This is a genomic window from Citrobacter freundii complex sp. CFNIH9, from assembly GCF_002903305.1.
Classification (GTDB): Bacteria; Pseudomonadota; Gammaproteobacteria; order Enterobacterales; family Enterobacteriaceae; genus Citrobacter; species Citrobacter portucalensis.
The window spans coordinates 237,159-252,292 of sequence record NZ_CP026242.1; the positions used below are offsets into that span (position 1 = coordinate 237,159).

The window sequence follows — 15,134 nt, forward strand, 5'->3', positions numbered from 1 at the left end:
TTAGTATTCTGAATGCCATCTTTTGGATCACGAGGTAAGCAGGAAGGATTTAGTTCATTCCTGAATGGCGCCTTAGCCGTCGAAAATTTTGCGGGGGCCTGGCATATTCTACTCTTTTGCCCGGTATTAGAGTCCAGGCTTTAAATTCCAACAAAGTTCTAGCACACCGAAACCTTATTTCGAAAACACTAGAAAAGGTAAAGGAAATTAAATGTTAGTAACATAGAGATAATTAGAACGGCCTACGAGATTTCAGAAGAAGTAATCTGCACAAGTCTCCACAACTTTTGTGAGAACGCCCTCTTATTTTGCTGCGAAGAATTAACATTATTGTCTGGGTTCACGCCGAACCACACGGTACTCTTTCAGTCTGTGCGCTTCAGACCGGACGTCGTCTAACCAGCTTCCCATAAATATGTAGATTTATGTTTGCACCATAAGTCATTACCACTAACGTTAGAGAGGTCCAACCCGCGTTTCATATTTCAACTTTGTACTTTTCAGTTCTTACAACCAAACTTTAATGTTGTTTTGCTTTTATCGTAGGTCATGTATAGATCCCTCCCGGGAACTGATTCATATAACCCCTTAATCGCCAGCTCTAGGCGGGATACTGTCCGGGTGCCGGAACACATTTAACCCCCTTAATCGCCAGCCCAGGGCGGGATGCTGTTCGGGTGCCTGTATATTTAACCCCCTTAATCGCCAGCTCAGGGCGGGATACTGTTCGGGTGCCTGAATATTTAACCCCCTTAATCGCCAGCTCAAGGCGGATACTGTCCAGGTGCCGGAACATTTAACCCCTTTAATCGCCAGCCCAGCGCGGGATACTGTCGGAGCGGCGGTACATTGAACCCTCTTAATCGCCAGCTCAAGGCCGAATTCTGTCCGGGTGCCGGAGCATTCAACCTCCTTAATCGCCAGCCCAGGGCGGGATGCTGTTTGGGTGCGGGAACATTTAACCCCCTTAATCGCCAGCCAAGGGAGGGACGCTGTCCGGGTGTCGGAACATTTAACCCCCTTAATCGCCAGCCAAGGGAGGGACGCTGTCCGGGTGTCGGAACATTTAACCCCCTTAATCGCCAGCCCAGGGCGGGATGCTGTTTGAGTGCCGGAACATTTAACCCCGTTAATCGCCAGCCCAAAAAGAGATGCTTTTGAATACAGGGGAATTGACGTTAGTTGCCACATAGCTGACTCTTGTTAAGTCGGTAGTTTGCTATCGCCAATGTTGAAAGTCATTCCTTATAACTCTCTTTTTACACATAACAAAGTAAACCGATGAGGCTGATATCCCATAATCGACGAAAAAGAAACAGAACGTTAGCGTATAGTTAGAATTACGGTTACAATTAAACGCATAAGGCACGAATGTACGCATTATGCGTAAAGTGTACATATATGCGTTTAATTTCATTATTTAGGTTAAAAGGGATCGGAAGAGAATGAATCTAATTGATAAGATCGCCCTTGTCGGTCAACGAATGAAGAGCGAGCAGATTTCCCTGAAGGAGTCATTATTGGTCTCTTCAAGGGTTTCGGTCTCGGATGATAGTGTTGAAGGTGTAGATCGCCTCATCTATAACCATTGTTTGAATAAAAAAAATCTGTCAGATTTTTTTGGCAAGTCACGCGTCACCTTTAATAAAATCCTTGCCGATCTTGAAGATAGAGGTCTGGTTGGTGCTCCTATCTTTCAGAACAAAAACCATCTCTATACCAGGTGGGACGTCCAAAAAATCATGGATGCTCTGGGCTGTCCTCGGTACAGCGACTATTACCATAGCCGTGCAATCGTAACGCAGAACCATAAGGGCGGCACGGGTAAGAGTACAACTTCAGGGGCTCTTGCTGTAGCCGCAGCGCTTGATATGCATCTAAACGCAAGGACACTTTTGATCGAATGGGACCCACAAGGCTCAATTGGTAGCGGGATGATACAAAGTGTAGCGGAAGATGATGTTTTCCTCACTGCTATTGACGCCATCTTAGGGGTTTATGAAGAGGACTCAGATTACAAAAAATACCTTGATTTAGGGTATTCGGAAGAAGAAATCATTGAGAGTATGCCTTTTTCGACACACCTACCGAATCTTGATGTTATTACAGCATTTCCTACAGATGCGCGATTTAAAGATAAATACTGGCAGTGTTCCAGAGAAGAACGAACAGAGCTATTACTTCGATTCAAAGAAGTTATTCTGCCTGTTTTGAAGAAAAAATACGGCCTGATTATCATCGATACTCCACCAGAGGATTCGCCAATCACTTGGGCAGCTGATGAAGCCGCTGATGGCATTCTTGTTGCCGTATCACCTCGTGAATACGATTATGCTTCCACAACTGATTTCATGTTGACCATCAGCGAGCGTTTCAAACAATCGCCGAGCAAGGGCGAAAATCTGAGGTGGTTCAAAGTGCTGGCTGTTAACGTAGACGATAAGAGTCCATATGAAAAAATTGTTCTGGATAAACTGGTAAGAACAGTGCAGGAACTCTTTATGTCTGCAAATATTAAAAATTCCGAAGCGTTTAAAGCCGCAGCATCAAGGGGCAGAACCGTATTGGATATTAAAAAGTCTGAAGAGCTTTGCTCACCTAAGCAGCTTGATGTGGCTGAAGAATCTGTAATGGCGGTCTACCAGCAATTTATAAATGAGATTAAGAGTTTTTCTGTGAAAGAAAGGAGTAACGCATGAGTGATGAGCAGCATATCGGGAATGACAAATCCCGTTATATTAATGCACCTAAGCGTACTGAAGTCAGCCATCGCTCCGGGCTTCCAGGCCTGAAATCACAGCCTCGACTGAGGAAGCTGTTTGCTTTACATAATGGACGTAAGCTGGAAGCTGAACACATCATTGTACCGGCTGAGAAGGTGGAACTGGAAACCGCAGTACACCCTATGAACCCACGAAACCAGGAAGCTCTCACTGTAAATGCAGTTCGAGATATCCTGGAACAAATTAAGGTACGTGGTGTTGATACAGAAGGCGTTGCTGTCAAACGAAATGGGGTGTATCTGCTTATAGAGGGCAGTCGTAGGCGTTTCTGTTGTATTCAATCTGCGAAGGATTTGCCACTATGGGTGTTGCCGGATGAATTATCCCCGGAAGATATTAATTCCATCATTACAGCAGCACAGACATCACGGAGATTTTCTTACCGTGAAGTTGGATTCCAGTATTTACAGAAAATGAAAGACCTTGGATTTGCAACTAATGAAGAGCTTGCTAATTATCTCGGAATCAGCCATGTATCTGTTTCTAAGCGTATCCAGGCGGCGAAGATAGATAATTCTCTTATTGCTCTCTTTCCTGACTATGAAGGTATTCCTAACTCGTATTACAATCGCTTATCCCGACTACAGAAGTACGTCGAAAAGAATTTATTCTCTCTTGAGGAAGTTGTAGATAATGTTCGGGAGGAAATAAGGAGCTTGGATGTAACCGATATTTCCGAAGCACAGAAGACAGTAATAGATAAAATTACTACAGTAGTTGAACAGCTTGACATAAAACCTCCTAGCAAGGGGTGGGAAACTCGTGAATTAGCCGTGTTTGATAATAAAGATAAATATGCAAGGATTAGCAAAAATGCGTCTGGAAGAAAAATTAGGTTTGAATTTAATAGAATTAATAGCGAATTGATCGCAGAAATTGAGGAGTTTATAAAATCGAAGTTGAAAGAAAAAGAATAATTAAATTTTGCATTAATCCGCATCGCAAGGATGCGGATTTATTACTATGTTGACCTTAATTTCATTCCCTCCATTATCAATACTGTAAAGCCTTAATCATTCTAGATGCGTGTAACTGCATGATCTTTAGAACAAATATCCTTATAAATGAGATTGCAGGTCCCCATGACAGGGACCTAAATTAACTATTGAATGGGTTGATGTACAGGTTCAGAAAGAAAAGGCCTGAGATCTATGTGAACTGCTGCTGCATTACTGTCATTAATTACGTTTAAAGGGGCTTTACCTGGTAAAGACATTGTTGCAACGTCGGGACCTGAAACAGTAAAGTTATTTTCCGCGCTTGGCATTACTGTGAATATTTTTATTGCAACATTCTCATGCCGATACATAGATATCCCGAACGTGGAGCCTGCTTCAGTATTACTGACATCAACTTCAACCGGTGTCCTACCGATCACTTCATTGGTCAGTATATTTTTCACAATGGCACCATCAGGTGCTGTGTAGATGCGATAAGGATAAGCAAAAGCCACCTCGCAGCAGCAAATACAGATGACGGCCAATATAGATTTCATGATTGCTCCTGTTCCAAAAATGCAAGACTTAATGATTGCGTAACTAGCGTTGTGTTTGTTTCACCCGAGCCGGGAAATTCATATCTAATACTGAACAACAATGGCAATGTGGGTCCATCACTCGACTTTTGTGAAATTTTGGTAAATGCGTTATTAATAAACGTTAATTGGTCAGTGTTGTCGTAGCAAAGGCCGAGTAAACCAACAGTCGGAACAGTAAACAATGAAACTGAACCAGGTGTTAATAACAGTTTCCCACGCGATGAATAGGTGCAACGGCTTCCGGCTAGATTTAGATCCGATAACTCAATAAATTCCTTGGTACCATTCTTGGCGAGCAGCCAGACATCAGTGCCTGAACTCTCAATCAGAAAAGTAACTTTTCCGTCGGTATAGGATTCACTTTTGTTGCTCATCACAGGGTCGAAACCTACTGAGGGGAGGTCTGCAATTTTGCTTCCAACCGACTGACAGCCAGTCAAAAGACAGATAAAAATCACTCCGGCTGCTTTAATCATTACTAGCCCTCATAATCGTTTTCTGTATGGTGCTGATATCGAATTCTTCACCTGGGTAAACCGTCAAATTTTTGGAGAAATAATTAGAACCAACGAGGAAGCTGTTACGTTTACCAACCCAAACAAACTCTGAAAACATAAAAGACCTGAGTTTATCAGTCGCTATAATCTCGTAGGTATGTGAGGACGGTAATGATGCAGTCGCGACATCTGGGATTGTGACGGAAGAGTGAATTTTTTTGGGCACATTGAGACGTAGTGCGACTTCTGGTGAAGGGTCATACTCCTTTGAAAAATCCTGTGATTTTGAAGTTTGGGGGAGGGTGAATTTTTTACCCTGGTCTGGTCCAAAAATCGCAATAACGCTTTTATTCAATTTACTTACGGACACTATCGCCTGTAATGGGGTACTGGATAGGTCATTGACGAAAGAGATTGTCAGGCTGGAACCCGGCTCTAACCATAGAATTTTTTTACCGGCTGCATCTTCATCCAGGGATACAATATTTGATAACAAAACGCCATTTTTGGCTATAACGTCAAATGCAATTTTGGGTATCACAAGGTTCAAAGGCGTAAGTGTTGACTGATTTGCGATCTGGAGATAGTTACGCTTAGTCATGCTTGTTTTAATTACAGGTCTTTGTTGACCATTAACAAGCCACATACCGTCGACATATTTTGCAGAAATAGAAATAAATTCATAGTTAGCCTCAGATTTAGCAACTGACTGCTGAGAAGTAGGCATTGGTGTTTTAGTCGATGCGGTTGCATTGATTGATGGCCACACAAATGCCAGCACCGGTAAAATTATCAGTTTTAATTTCTGCATTATAAAGCAGCCTCTATGTTGTTATCTTTTAAATCCAGGTCAAGTGGTGTTGTGTTTTGTGTGTAAATGCCGTTCTTATTAAGGATCATTTGGTGGCAAATTAGGGTTGGTGTTGAGGCCAGTATCAACTCGACCAGCGTTATTGCCGGAACTGTAGTACGAGGTATACCTGGGGCTAGTAGTGCTGGATCGCTAATTGCTGACATGAACAGCGAGCCAGTATTGATATGGAGACAGTTGCCGACGAGTACAGGTAAGTTAGTCAAAGGTAACCCATGAGCCTTTCTGATGCTATTGACCGGATTCCGACCCAGTACAACGAGGTTGACATCGCTAATATTCATTGGGCTGACTGCGTGATCCATACCAAAAAGAAACTGACTCTGAAAGATATTCACGTTTGCCTGATTAAACGCGAGGAGAGCGTTATAGGTATTGTCGAAACCCTGTCGTATGTCCGTGTAGTCGGATGGACAAACACCGATAGTAATATTTCCTTTAAAAAGCACCTTCATCACCGTGGCCAGCTGGGTGGAGAGCAGTTTGCTGATCTCCTCTTCAAGATAACTGCGGTTAATTTGTTTATGCCAACGTCCGCCTCTTGCACACCACCGTTCGTTAAGAAATGTGCTTGGGTAATAAGTCCTACGATCATTATTTGTGGGTAAGAGCTTCTTCATCATCTCTTCACCAGCCCCGGCTGCTGAGAACACTCGCACAGAACGTCCATCAAAAATACCAGTGTTTATCGCTGTCATTAACTCCATGGGCTCAGGACCATAATCAAAGAGATTCCCGGTAGGGAAAATGATTAGTTCCTCATCTGGGCTCGATATCGAATGGATAAGATTACAAAGCGTCGAATAATGTCCATGGGGGTCTGCCAGAAAGAAAACCCTTCCGGAATAATTAGTCAGGTCAATTGTCTGGACGTGCTCAGATGCCATAAATGCCTCTTCTAGAAAGTACAGTAATAATACCGGATGAGTGTCGGCAATATTTTCGTTAAGAGGGCTAATTTCTGCGCTTAGGCAAAATAGAAGTTGAATTCATCTGTAGTATCCGCACAGAGAGACTTTTAAGTGCCGTCTTTGGATAGGATTTTTTAGTGTCGTAAAGCTGAAGAAAACGTCATTTATGTGTGTTTTTATCAAGTGTACATAAAGTAGAGCAAGACAATTTTTAAAAACGAAGGATTCTTTTTTAACAATAACTTACGTGTGTTTCTTGCCTCGTTTTTGTTGACCTAAAGCAACCATTAGTGTATAAATCCCATATCAAAAGTGGTGGGTTAATTAAACCAATTCGAGGGGTTCTGCATGACTGAATTAGTAAAAACAAAACTGGCTGTAGCTGAATCAAACTCTACTGAATTAGAGACACTTAAAGTTGTTATTGATGATGGTAGTAAAGCGGCAAAACTGGTTTGTGTTAACAATCAAGGTGACCTTGTTCCCTTATTGACTCAAAATAGTTTCGTTGCAGATTTCCGGGTAAGCCATGACGGGCTTATTCCGTTTAATTACCTTATTGATGGCCTTCAACGATTCTCTCATCACAGTGAATCTAGTAATGCCCTTGAAACTACCGACGTTGCGCATCAGTACGATGAGATCAGTCGTCTGAATGTTCACCATGCTCTTCATTCCTCTGGTTTAGAGCCGCAGGATGTTCATCTCTATGTAACATTGCCACTTAGTCAGTTTTATACCGCTTTGGGTGAAACCAATGACGAAAACATCCAACGGAAAAAAGACAACCTGATGAAGCCGGTTGAACGTTATATTGATGGTAAGCGTGTTTCATTTAATGTTGTTTCAGTTACCGTGTTTCCTGAGTCACTTCCGGCGGTAACTCGTGCAGATGAAATTGAGTTAATTGAATCTTTTGAATCAAGCCTGGTTATCGATTTAGGTGGGACAACACTTGATGTAGCAAGCATTACTGGTCAGCTGGAACAGATCTCCCGAGTCAAGGGTTTTGACCGTATTGGTTGTTCTATCGTATATGATGAAGTCCGTCGTTATCTGGATTCTTCAAAGCTGAACGCAAGCTACGCGTATATTCAACACTTGGTCGACAATCGTGATAACAAAGCCTCACTAAAGGTTTCTTCCGATGATCTTGATGGTGTCTTCCAAGCCGTAAATAGTGCCGTAGCGCAACTTCAAGAAAAAGTGATCAAAGCAGTCACTCAGGTGGAAGAACGTCCGCACAATGTATTCCTAGTCGGTGGGGGTTCTTACCTGATTGAACCGGCAGTGCGTGAACATTTTGATAAATCGAAAATCATCATGGTAGATAATCCGCAATTCGCTCTCTCACTGGCTATTGCAGATACTGTTTTTGCGTGATGATGGTTTTGTAAAGGGGGGGGGTATGACAAAAAAAACTGAGAAGGAAAACGATCGCATCCAGATTAGCGCGTTTTGGTTATCGGAAAGGCAATCTCCGTATGCCTATAATTTTCTAAAAAAAAGTGACTTAACACATCGTGGCGAACAGCTTTCCATAATAAGGTCTGCAATCACTACGGGGTTAGTGCTAAATAACCTCTTCCCCGAGCTATCAAGTTTTATTAATGGACTGAATGAGAGATTAACGGCTGCTGATCTAAATCGGTTTTTTAATGATGAATTTAAAAAGAGTGATTTAAGTAATGAACAGTTGAAAGAACAAATAAGTCTTATGCTTGATTCGAAATTCAACGATTTAATTTTAAAGATTAATAATTGCAAGAATCCTGCTGCTGTATTTTCAACTAATTGTCAAACTGATGTCAGTGATGCAGTAAAGCCTGAGACAGCAAAGGAACAGCGGTTGGAATTAATGTCTACAGAACTGGCCAAAAACTCCATGCCTGTGACTGTAGAGACCTTGCCGCCTGTTGCGATCGCAAATCAGAATGATTCAGTTCTAAAAACTAATCATGGTTCTCCGGACGTTAACTTAGCTCAAACCGAAACCATGGCGCTCAGTGAACAAGCGCAAGTGCAGGGTGTGACAACAAAGCAGAAGAAAAGGGCAAATGCAAACCTCGCAAATCTTGCAAAGTAAATATAGAAGTATCAATTGATTAAAATTTGTAATCTCTCAAAAAAGTCAGCTTACCAGCTGGCTTTTTTGTTGGTATATTATTAGTAGATGAGGTTGGATGGTGAACCGGTTACATGTAGTTAATGGAACACTCAATGCTGCATAGCAAGTTAAATAATTTCGTAGAATTATAGATCCAACTCAAAAACTCATTATGAACCTCTTTGGTTGTTTCAGGTCTAACCAGTTTGTTTTATGAAACCTAATTTTAGTTATGTATACTACTAAAAAAAAGGTGGTTTAGCTCCTGTTTATGGTTGTTCGTTTGCACGATTTAAGAACAGGTGTTAAAACGGGTACAGATTTGTCCTAAAGTATTGGTTGAAGTAAGAAATATCTTACTAAAATTGGTACTTATTTATTATTTTATGTAAAAAATCTCTATGCTTTACTGGTCAAGTTAGGTTTTTTTGTTACCCTAGCACCCTATGATCCTAAGAGTTTCTGCCGTGCAATCTGGATGAGCATAAAGAAACTAACGGCATCATGTGTAACTGTTTGATTATTATAATGAAGGCTGACTGAATGTTATCACGCAACTCACTAATACATGGTTTACGTCGAGATCAGTTAATCGAAGTTCTGTCTATTTCTGAATTCCCAGTTGTCCTGGTCGAGAATCCCTTCATTCAGCCTGAATCAACGGGCAAAAAACCTGTAATTTTTAATATTGATGAATTTCATGTTTCTATCGCTCCAATTTCCTCCCTTAAGTACGACTGGGAATGGGCTCCAATTGATACAATACTCATCGAAGTGGTCATTCCACCTGCGGAAGCAGACCTCGTAAGCGCCGAGAATGATTTTCTTCGCGATGCGGGTATTGGCCATATTCAATGCGAGCCTGGTGGTGTATCGATACGCCGTACAGTGACATTTGTTGGTGGTATCACCGCCGACAATTTGCTGTATCAGCTTAGGCTTATGTGCGTGAGTGCTTTACACCTGATTGGAGAGGAACTGGAGGATGAAAGTTAATTACAAGAAACTATTACCTCTTGTAGTGCTCGGTTTAACAATTGCGGGGGCTTACTCGCTTTTCAACGCAAGACCGGCGGAGCCCGACTTGTACGATTTTACTGGCAAAGTTCTTAAAGCCACGTCTGTTTTCCAACCCTGTGATAAAGAATCCACACCTTCGTTAAACGTTAAAATTGCAGATAACGGAAACATACATATCAATGGTGTTGCATCAAAAGTTACTTTTGTTGAAAAAGTTTCGCCTGATGAAATTTCTGTTAAGTGTGCTGGGTTACCAATCAAAAATGCTCGGCTTGTGCATACGAGCTCTTACACCATGATAATTTCGGAAGGAAAAGGTGGTTTTGTTATTTCGGATTTGATACGCATCCAGGATAATGAAGTCATCTCCGGTATATGGTTCTTTAAGAAGAGAGCATAGCAATGAAAGAACTGGAAGCTATTGGAACGAAGGCTCTACGGGCTAGGGTCTTCAGCCAGTCAGTGGCGATGGCATTTGAAGTGAACGTCGACATAAGTCGGTCTGCTGATAATTCAGCCTTCATAAGCGAGGCTGAAAAATATTACCTTACTCTCCAATTCGCCCCTCCGGCTGACAATAGAGAATATGGGTGGAATTCAGAGGGAAGTATTCTCATGAAACTATCCCAAAACGAAGCCATGGCGCTGGCTTCTGTCTTCCTGAGAATTAAACCTACACTTAAAATTGAAAAGAGAAAAACCACGCATCGCACACACCAGGCTTACAAAAATATCACTATCGGCCCAAATGACCGTGGGGGCTTGTTAGTCACGTCAGGCATTGTTCCGGTCGAAAGGGGTTCATTTAAACCCATAAATTATAATCTTCCCGTAACGCAAATGGATTGTGTTTCAACAGGACTTTTTTTGCTTGGATTCTTGACGCTTAAGATGCCATGGGTATCCTCAGAATCGATAATAACTGCTCTGCGCCTTTCGGAGTCGAAAAGCTGTCAGTGAGTTAAAAATCTTCAATTTTTAGCAAAAAATTAATATTTTTTTTTCCTCTTAACGAACAAGATTTCAGATTTTTTTATCGTAGAGTAATTTTAATTCTGCGTAAAAAAAACAGGTGTTCGTCATGAGAAAATCAGGTTTATGTTTAACCCTGTTGTTTTCTTTAATTGCCTCGATTAAGTCGGTACATGCCGAGGCAATTATGATTTCCGGAAAACTCCAGGCTGATATGCCTGCCGTCACGTTTAATCCCGGCCCGGGCGATTTTGTTGCATTCGTAAACAATAATATAATTACTGCCTCAGGCTCTGGAACCGCATGTAATGTGACGGTTGATGATCGTGCGACATCAACGGTGGATAATCTTGTCTGCTTCTTTGAGTGGCTTCCAAATAGCTCTGGATTTACTGCTAACGGGTTCACGTTAACCGGGATTCCAAACAGCTCAGGAGACCTAAAACTCCCTTACAAAATTTCCTATTTTTCCGGTACAGAAAGGCAAAAAGTAGAAGTAGTGAAAGGGGAGTATACAGTTAATGCTCTCGTACCGGTTAAACCGACGATCACCGGCCTAAAGTCGTCTATGAATGGGCTGGTTCAAGAGGGTTACACACTTAAATCTTATATTAAGGATGAAGTGATCAGGAGTTTTGCCGTCTCAGTAGAACCCCGCAATTTTGTGCAATATATTTCTATCGGATCGGGTTCTGCCTGTGAAGTCCCTATTGGTGGGACCAGTTGCACGATCGATGTAGGAAGTATTAAAGTAAGTGATTCGGATTTATTGATAGGTTCACGGGAAATAACTGTCACCGCTAATTCGAAAAATAATTACTTTGCCCCTCCTGAAGCGCAAAAGCTTACGCTGACCTGGGACTACCGTCCTCCTGTTGTTGACCATACTCTCTGGAATTTCACTGATGAAGCTAAAACTATCAGTATTGGCGGTCAGCAAATCTATACCGGCGCTAAAACGGTAGCTGTAGCCGTCAAAGTGCCCCAGGAAGAGACTGAAGGCGAGTGGTGGCTACCAACAGCTATGACGCTGACGATGGTGCCGGACGGGGTTTTCAAGCCGACAACAAAAGTAACTTTGGATGACGGTACGGTTATCGACTTTAAGCAATCCTGGGTAACACCGATACGGCGTACCCTCCAGCCCGTGAGCGGACCCCAGAAGGTCGGCGATGAGTATCTGTATATCTTTGACTTAACAGACCTGACGAATGGCTCTTATGCCGCCACGTTCACTATAGAGAATACTAGCAAGAATACGTCTACGTACAATGAGCCCGAAAGCAAACTGATGCTTTCTGATAACCCCACACTCATGGTACTTAAGGATGGGGCAGCGCTGGCAAAACGAGCACCTGTTTATTTCTTAAATGAAATTATTGTTGCCGCATTCCAGGGGCAGGCCGGGGTTGCGGATATTAAAGCCGTTACTATCGATAACAAAGTTGTTGAACTCACCCCAACGAACTACAAAGGCATTTATTATCTGCCGGTGGGGGATGATCTAGATGTGAATGCTGACCACGAAATCACAGTCGTGGCGGAAAACCTGTATGGCAAGATTGTGACATTCAATACCACTTTCACGTATCAACCGACAGGGTTTGCGCTTAAAAACTTAGAAAAAGACGTCACCTTGTATTCTCGCGTTCGGCAATATACCGATCTGATGAGTCAGACAGCCGGTGATAAATGCACTCTCTTTACTACGGAAGAGAACGCGCAGGCTTATCTTGAGTGGTATGGCGGCAAATCTGATATCACTGCCTGTTACCCTCAGTGGAACAATGTACCGGACGGGCTTGAATTTTACTTTAAAGGCAGGACGCCAGGACTTACGGGGTTCTTCAATAAAACTGGCGAAAACCTGCTCGATTACCAAGTCTATATGATAAACGGTAGAGGCTCTAAAGCTGTGTCGGCCAAATACCGCCGCGTATTGACAACTCAACTGCCATATAACCCAATCCTTACTTACAAGAAAAATAAGTTGGTAACTGGGATCAACCCTAACACTGCACTAGCGTACACGACAGGTGGGGAAGCTGCTCGCCTCTTGGCAAAAGTGGTACCTGCTGATGTGACAGTCTATGTTTCGCAAAACGGGGGTGAGAACACAAAAACGACGTTTAAAAACCGTTCATCAAACAACGATGCAACTACATTCGTTCAGCGTCTGAAAGTAGCCGCAGCCCCACTGTGGACGAAAAATGTATTCGACATTGCTGTAGAGTACTCGAAGGACCCGACAATGCGGACCGCCGATACACTTAACGTGTATACGGTCCCCGACTTCAGCATTCGGGCTACGATGGAAGTCGAAGACAAAAAGACGGCTACTACAATGGAATTACCGTTGAAGGTGTCAGTTGGGCGCTATAACAATTCAACTCGCAAAAGCTCATTTAGCCGGACGACAATGGGTGACTGGGATGTAACCATTTACGCTCAGAAAAGTATCTATGGTAAAGATCCAGAAACAGGCCGTTTTAAAACGACGTATGAACGTACCCCATTAACCGAGGCATTGCCGGTGAATGATGCCGGGGTAGTCGAAACAAAAATCAAAATCGAGAATATGGACCTTGGGAACATGCGTCTTGTCGGGATAGCTAAAGTCCGTTCGCCTTTCGCTGATTTTGAATTGACCCGGGAAACAAGTGCGGTCGGCATACGTGTGTATAAGGGTGAAGAGCTGGAGGGTAATCTCTCAAAGAGCCTGATTATCGGCCGTATCCCGCTCAGTACGCTTGTGAACTTCAAATCGGCCAGCACAGCTAACTCTGATGCGCTTGCTCCTACCGAGTGGCAGGAGTCGTCAGACAATGGGCAGACATGGACGATGCTTTCGGACATGACTGGGAAGAGAAGTATTTCAATCAGAAAAACTGACGTCGGTAAGTGGCTCTACAGGGCCAAGATGACCAACAAGTTTACGTCAAAAGTGTCTTATAGCGACGTGCTGACAGTTGTAACGTACAAACAGCCTAAGCTAAGTATTGATGTTGCGGAAATTCTTGAAGGCGATGATTTACCAGTCTCGTTGCTGGATAATGATGAGCCGATTCCGCAGGGTACGGCTGAAGTAATGTGGTCGGAAGATAAAATTAATTGGGTCGCGGGTGACACTACCTATACCGTGACTGCCGCTGAGAAGCTTCCGCCAACTATCTACGCCCGGATGCGCTATCTGGATTCAGACGACCTGGCTGAAGAGTCCTCCTGGAAAGAGACGTCTGCGCGGTTAACGGTCGCTAAACCCAAGCGCCTTTCCGTTTCAGTGAGCAGCATTTCAAAGGTAGAGGTGGGAAGTAAAGTTACTTTAGATGGTAAATACTCCAACCCGAACAGTCGGTACCAGAACGGAAATGACGTCATTGAAGAATGGACTGCCCCTGACGGACAGAAAATCAGAGGGCCTAAGTTGTCGATGACGCTGACAGAGGAGATGCTGGATAAGCAAGGCTATGCGGCATTTACATACAGTGCATGGCTCGCTGACAGCAAGGAAAGTACCATTTCCACGCGGAAAGTATCGATTAAGTCCTGGGTGTATAAGTTCCCTGAAATGAAAGTCAGTACGAAGCTAAAATACACTATGGCCCCGTCGACCTTACACGTCGCCCTGACCGGAATAAAAGACGGTGACTATCCGGGAGTAACTTATTCACGGGAGTGGATCTACGATAAGGAAAATATCTCCATTTCAAAAGATGAAGGAGATACGAAAGAGTTTGCAATTGCGAAGCCGGGTAAATATACGTTGATGATCGTTTTCCGCGATAACCGTAATAACGAACAGCGTATTGAAAATACCTTCGTCGTCGATGAGCAAACTCCGATGACTGTTGAAATGACCCCAAAATTCTCTAATAAGTTCATGAGGGCTCCTCTTGATGTCACACTAAGATCTAATATTAAACTGGCGCACTCTGCTGACAGTATTGATACGGTGACGTATAAAGTAAATGGAGAGGTTGTCCAGGGTAGTAAAAACTATTGGGCTCAGGGAATTCCCGGTCTTACTGAGAAAAAATATGAAATCACGCTGGATGTTGTCAGTAAAATGGGACAGCGTGGTACAGCATCAGTAGATTTTGATGTTGTAAAAAACGCCGCTCCGCAATGTGTGCTAAGCCATACAGAATCCAATATGAGCTGGAGTTTCACAAATAAATGTGTCGATACTGATGGCAAACTGGTTCGTTATGAATGGTATATCAATGATGAACTAAGGAATGTTTTTGGCAGCACTGCGACACTATCGAAAAATCTTAATCGTGGGAAGCAAGATATCCGTGTAGTCGCATATGATGATAGTGGAGATTCAGCAACACAGCGCACGGTCGTATATGGCCCAGATGAGGAAAAATCAAAGGCTGTAGAAACAACTGGTACATCGCAGTAAGACAAATTTATGTACTGAAATAGAAGCC

12 protein-coding genes are annotated in these 15,134 nt (G+C 42.9%); 8 read left to right on the forward strand and 4 right to left on the reverse strand.

The window, feature by feature from the left end:
- Nucleotides 1-1,445: 1,445 nt before the first annotated feature.
- Nucleotides 1,446-2,699: a ParA family protein gene (locus C2U43_RS28550; protein ID WP_015063110.1), complete on the forward strand. Its 1,254-nt coding sequence runs from the start codon at nt 1,446-1,448 to the stop codon at nt 2,697-2,699.
- The gene (locus C2U43_RS28555) at nt 2,696-3,700 is read left to right on the forward strand and encodes a ParB family protein (protein WP_022652164.1); all 1,005 of its coding nucleotides are present in this window, start codon (nt 2,696-2,698) and stop codon (nt 3,698-3,700) included. The genes C2U43_RS28550 and C2U43_RS28555 overlap by 4 nt, the downstream gene beginning before the upstream one ends.
- A 185-nt stretch (nt 3,701-3,885) precedes the next feature.
- Here C2U43_RS28555 and C2U43_RS28560 read toward each other — a convergent pair whose 3' ends face one another.
- Genes C2U43_RS28560 through C2U43_RS28575 form a run of 4 tightly spaced genes read right to left on the reverse strand, consistent with a single transcriptional unit; the run spans nt 3,886 to nt 6,575 of the window.
- Complete coding sequence (locus tag C2U43_RS28560; protein ID WP_022652165.1) at nt 3,886-4,278, reverse strand: hypothetical protein; 393 nt, start codon at nt 4,276-4,278, stop codon at nt 3,886-3,888.
- A complete protein-coding gene (locus C2U43_RS28565; protein ID WP_015063113.1) occupies nt 4,275-4,796 on the reverse strand; it encodes a hypothetical protein in 522 nt (173 codons plus the stop codon). Before C2U43_RS28565 ends, C2U43_RS28560 begins: the two co-directional genes overlap by 4 nt.
- Complete coding sequence (locus C2U43_RS28570; RefSeq protein WP_015063114.1) at nt 4,789-5,628, reverse strand: hypothetical protein; 840 nt, start codon at nt 5,626-5,628, stop codon at nt 4,789-4,791. Before C2U43_RS28570 ends, C2U43_RS28565 begins: the two co-directional genes overlap by 8 nt.
- A complete protein-coding gene (locus C2U43_RS28575; RefSeq protein WP_015063115.1) occupies nt 5,628-6,575 on the reverse strand; it encodes a metallophosphoesterase in 948 nt (315 codons plus the stop codon). Before C2U43_RS28575 ends, C2U43_RS28570 begins: the two co-directional genes overlap by 1 nt.
- 372 nt (nt 6,576-6,947) lie before the next feature.
- Here C2U43_RS28575 and parM point away from each other — a divergent pair, with 372 nt between their 5' ends.
- The 6 genes from parM to rsp all read left to right on the forward strand — a co-directional run bounded on the left by parM (nt 6,948) and on the right by rsp (nt 15,106).
- The gene (gene parM, locus C2U43_RS28580; RefSeq protein WP_015063116.1) at nt 6,948-7,982 is read left to right on the forward strand and encodes a plasmid segregation protein ParM domain-containing protein; all 1,035 of its coding nucleotides are present in this window, start codon (nt 6,948-6,950) and stop codon (nt 7,980-7,982) included.
- A gap of 25 nt (nt 7,983-8,007) precedes the next feature.
- Nucleotides 8,008-8,685 (forward strand): hypothetical protein, encoded by a 678-nt coding sequence (locus C2U43_RS28585; protein WP_015063117.1) that lies wholly within the window; start codon nt 8,008-8,010, stop codon nt 8,683-8,685.
- 564 nt (nt 8,686-9,249) lie between these two features.
- A complete protein-coding gene (locus tag C2U43_RS28590) occupies nt 9,250-9,702 on the forward strand; it encodes a hypothetical protein (RefSeq protein WP_015063118.1) in 453 nt (150 codons plus the stop codon).
- Nucleotides 9,692-10,126 (forward strand): hypothetical protein, encoded by a 435-nt coding sequence (locus C2U43_RS28595; RefSeq protein ID WP_022652166.1) that lies wholly within the window; start codon nt 9,692-9,694, stop codon nt 10,124-10,126. Before C2U43_RS28590 ends, C2U43_RS28595 begins: the two co-directional genes overlap by 11 nt.
- A gap of 2 nt (nt 10,127-10,128) precedes the next feature.
- A complete protein-coding gene (locus tag C2U43_RS28600; RefSeq protein WP_022652167.1) occupies nt 10,129-10,686 on the forward strand; it encodes a hypothetical protein in 558 nt (185 codons plus the stop codon).
- 121 nt (nt 10,687-10,807) lie between these two features.
- Nucleotides 10,808-15,106 (forward strand): IncHI-type conjugal transfer protein RSP, encoded by a 4,299-nt coding sequence (gene rsp, locus C2U43_RS28605; protein WP_040113304.1) that lies wholly within the window; start codon nt 10,808-10,810, stop codon nt 15,104-15,106.
- The last annotated feature ends 28 nt before the right edge of the window (nt 15,107-15,134 follow it).

Bases quoted from the DNA above. Each gene is read 5' to 3' on its own strand.
- C2U43_RS28590 (WP_015063118.1), top strand. From the start codon at position 9,250: ATGTTATCACGCAACTCACTAATACATGGTTTACGTCGAGATCAGTTA.
- C2U43_RS28565 (WP_015063113.1), bottom strand. From the start codon at position 4,796: ATGATTAAAGCAGCCGGAGTGATTTTTATCTGTCTTTTGACTGGCTGT.
- C2U43_RS28560 (WP_022652165.1), bottom strand. From the start codon at position 4,278: ATGAAATCTATATTGGCCGTCATCTGTATTTGCTGCTGCGAGGTGGCT.
- C2U43_RS28585 (WP_015063117.1), top strand. From the start codon at position 8,008: ATGACAAAAAAAACTGAGAAGGAAAACGATCGCATCCAGATTAGCGCG.
- rsp (WP_040113304.1), top strand. From the start codon at position 10,808: ATGAGAAAATCAGGTTTATGTTTAACCCTGTTGTTTTCTTTAATTGCC.
- C2U43_RS28595 (WP_022652166.1), top strand. From the start codon at position 9,692: ATGAAAGTTAATTACAAGAAACTATTACCTCTTGTAGTGCTCGGTTTA.
- C2U43_RS28570 (WP_015063114.1), bottom strand. From the start codon at position 5,628: ATGCAGAAATTAAAACTGATAATTTTACCGGTGCTGGCATTTGTGTGG.
- C2U43_RS28550 (WP_015063110.1), top strand. From the start codon at position 1,446: ATGAATCTAATTGATAAGATCGCCCTTGTCGGTCAACGAATGAAGAGC.
- parM (WP_015063116.1), top strand. From the start codon at position 6,948: ATGACTGAATTAGTAAAAACAAAACTGGCTGTAGCTGAATCAAACTCT.
- C2U43_RS28575 (WP_015063115.1), bottom strand. From the start codon at position 6,575: ATGGCATCTGAGCACGTCCAGACAATTGACCTGACTAATTATTCCGGA.
- C2U43_RS28600 (WP_022652167.1), top strand. From the start codon at position 10,129: ATGAAAGAACTGGAAGCTATTGGAACGAAGGCTCTACGGGCTAGGGTC.
- C2U43_RS28555 (WP_022652164.1), top strand. From the start codon at position 2,696: ATGAGTGATGAGCAGCATATCGGGAATGACAAATCCCGTTATATTAAT.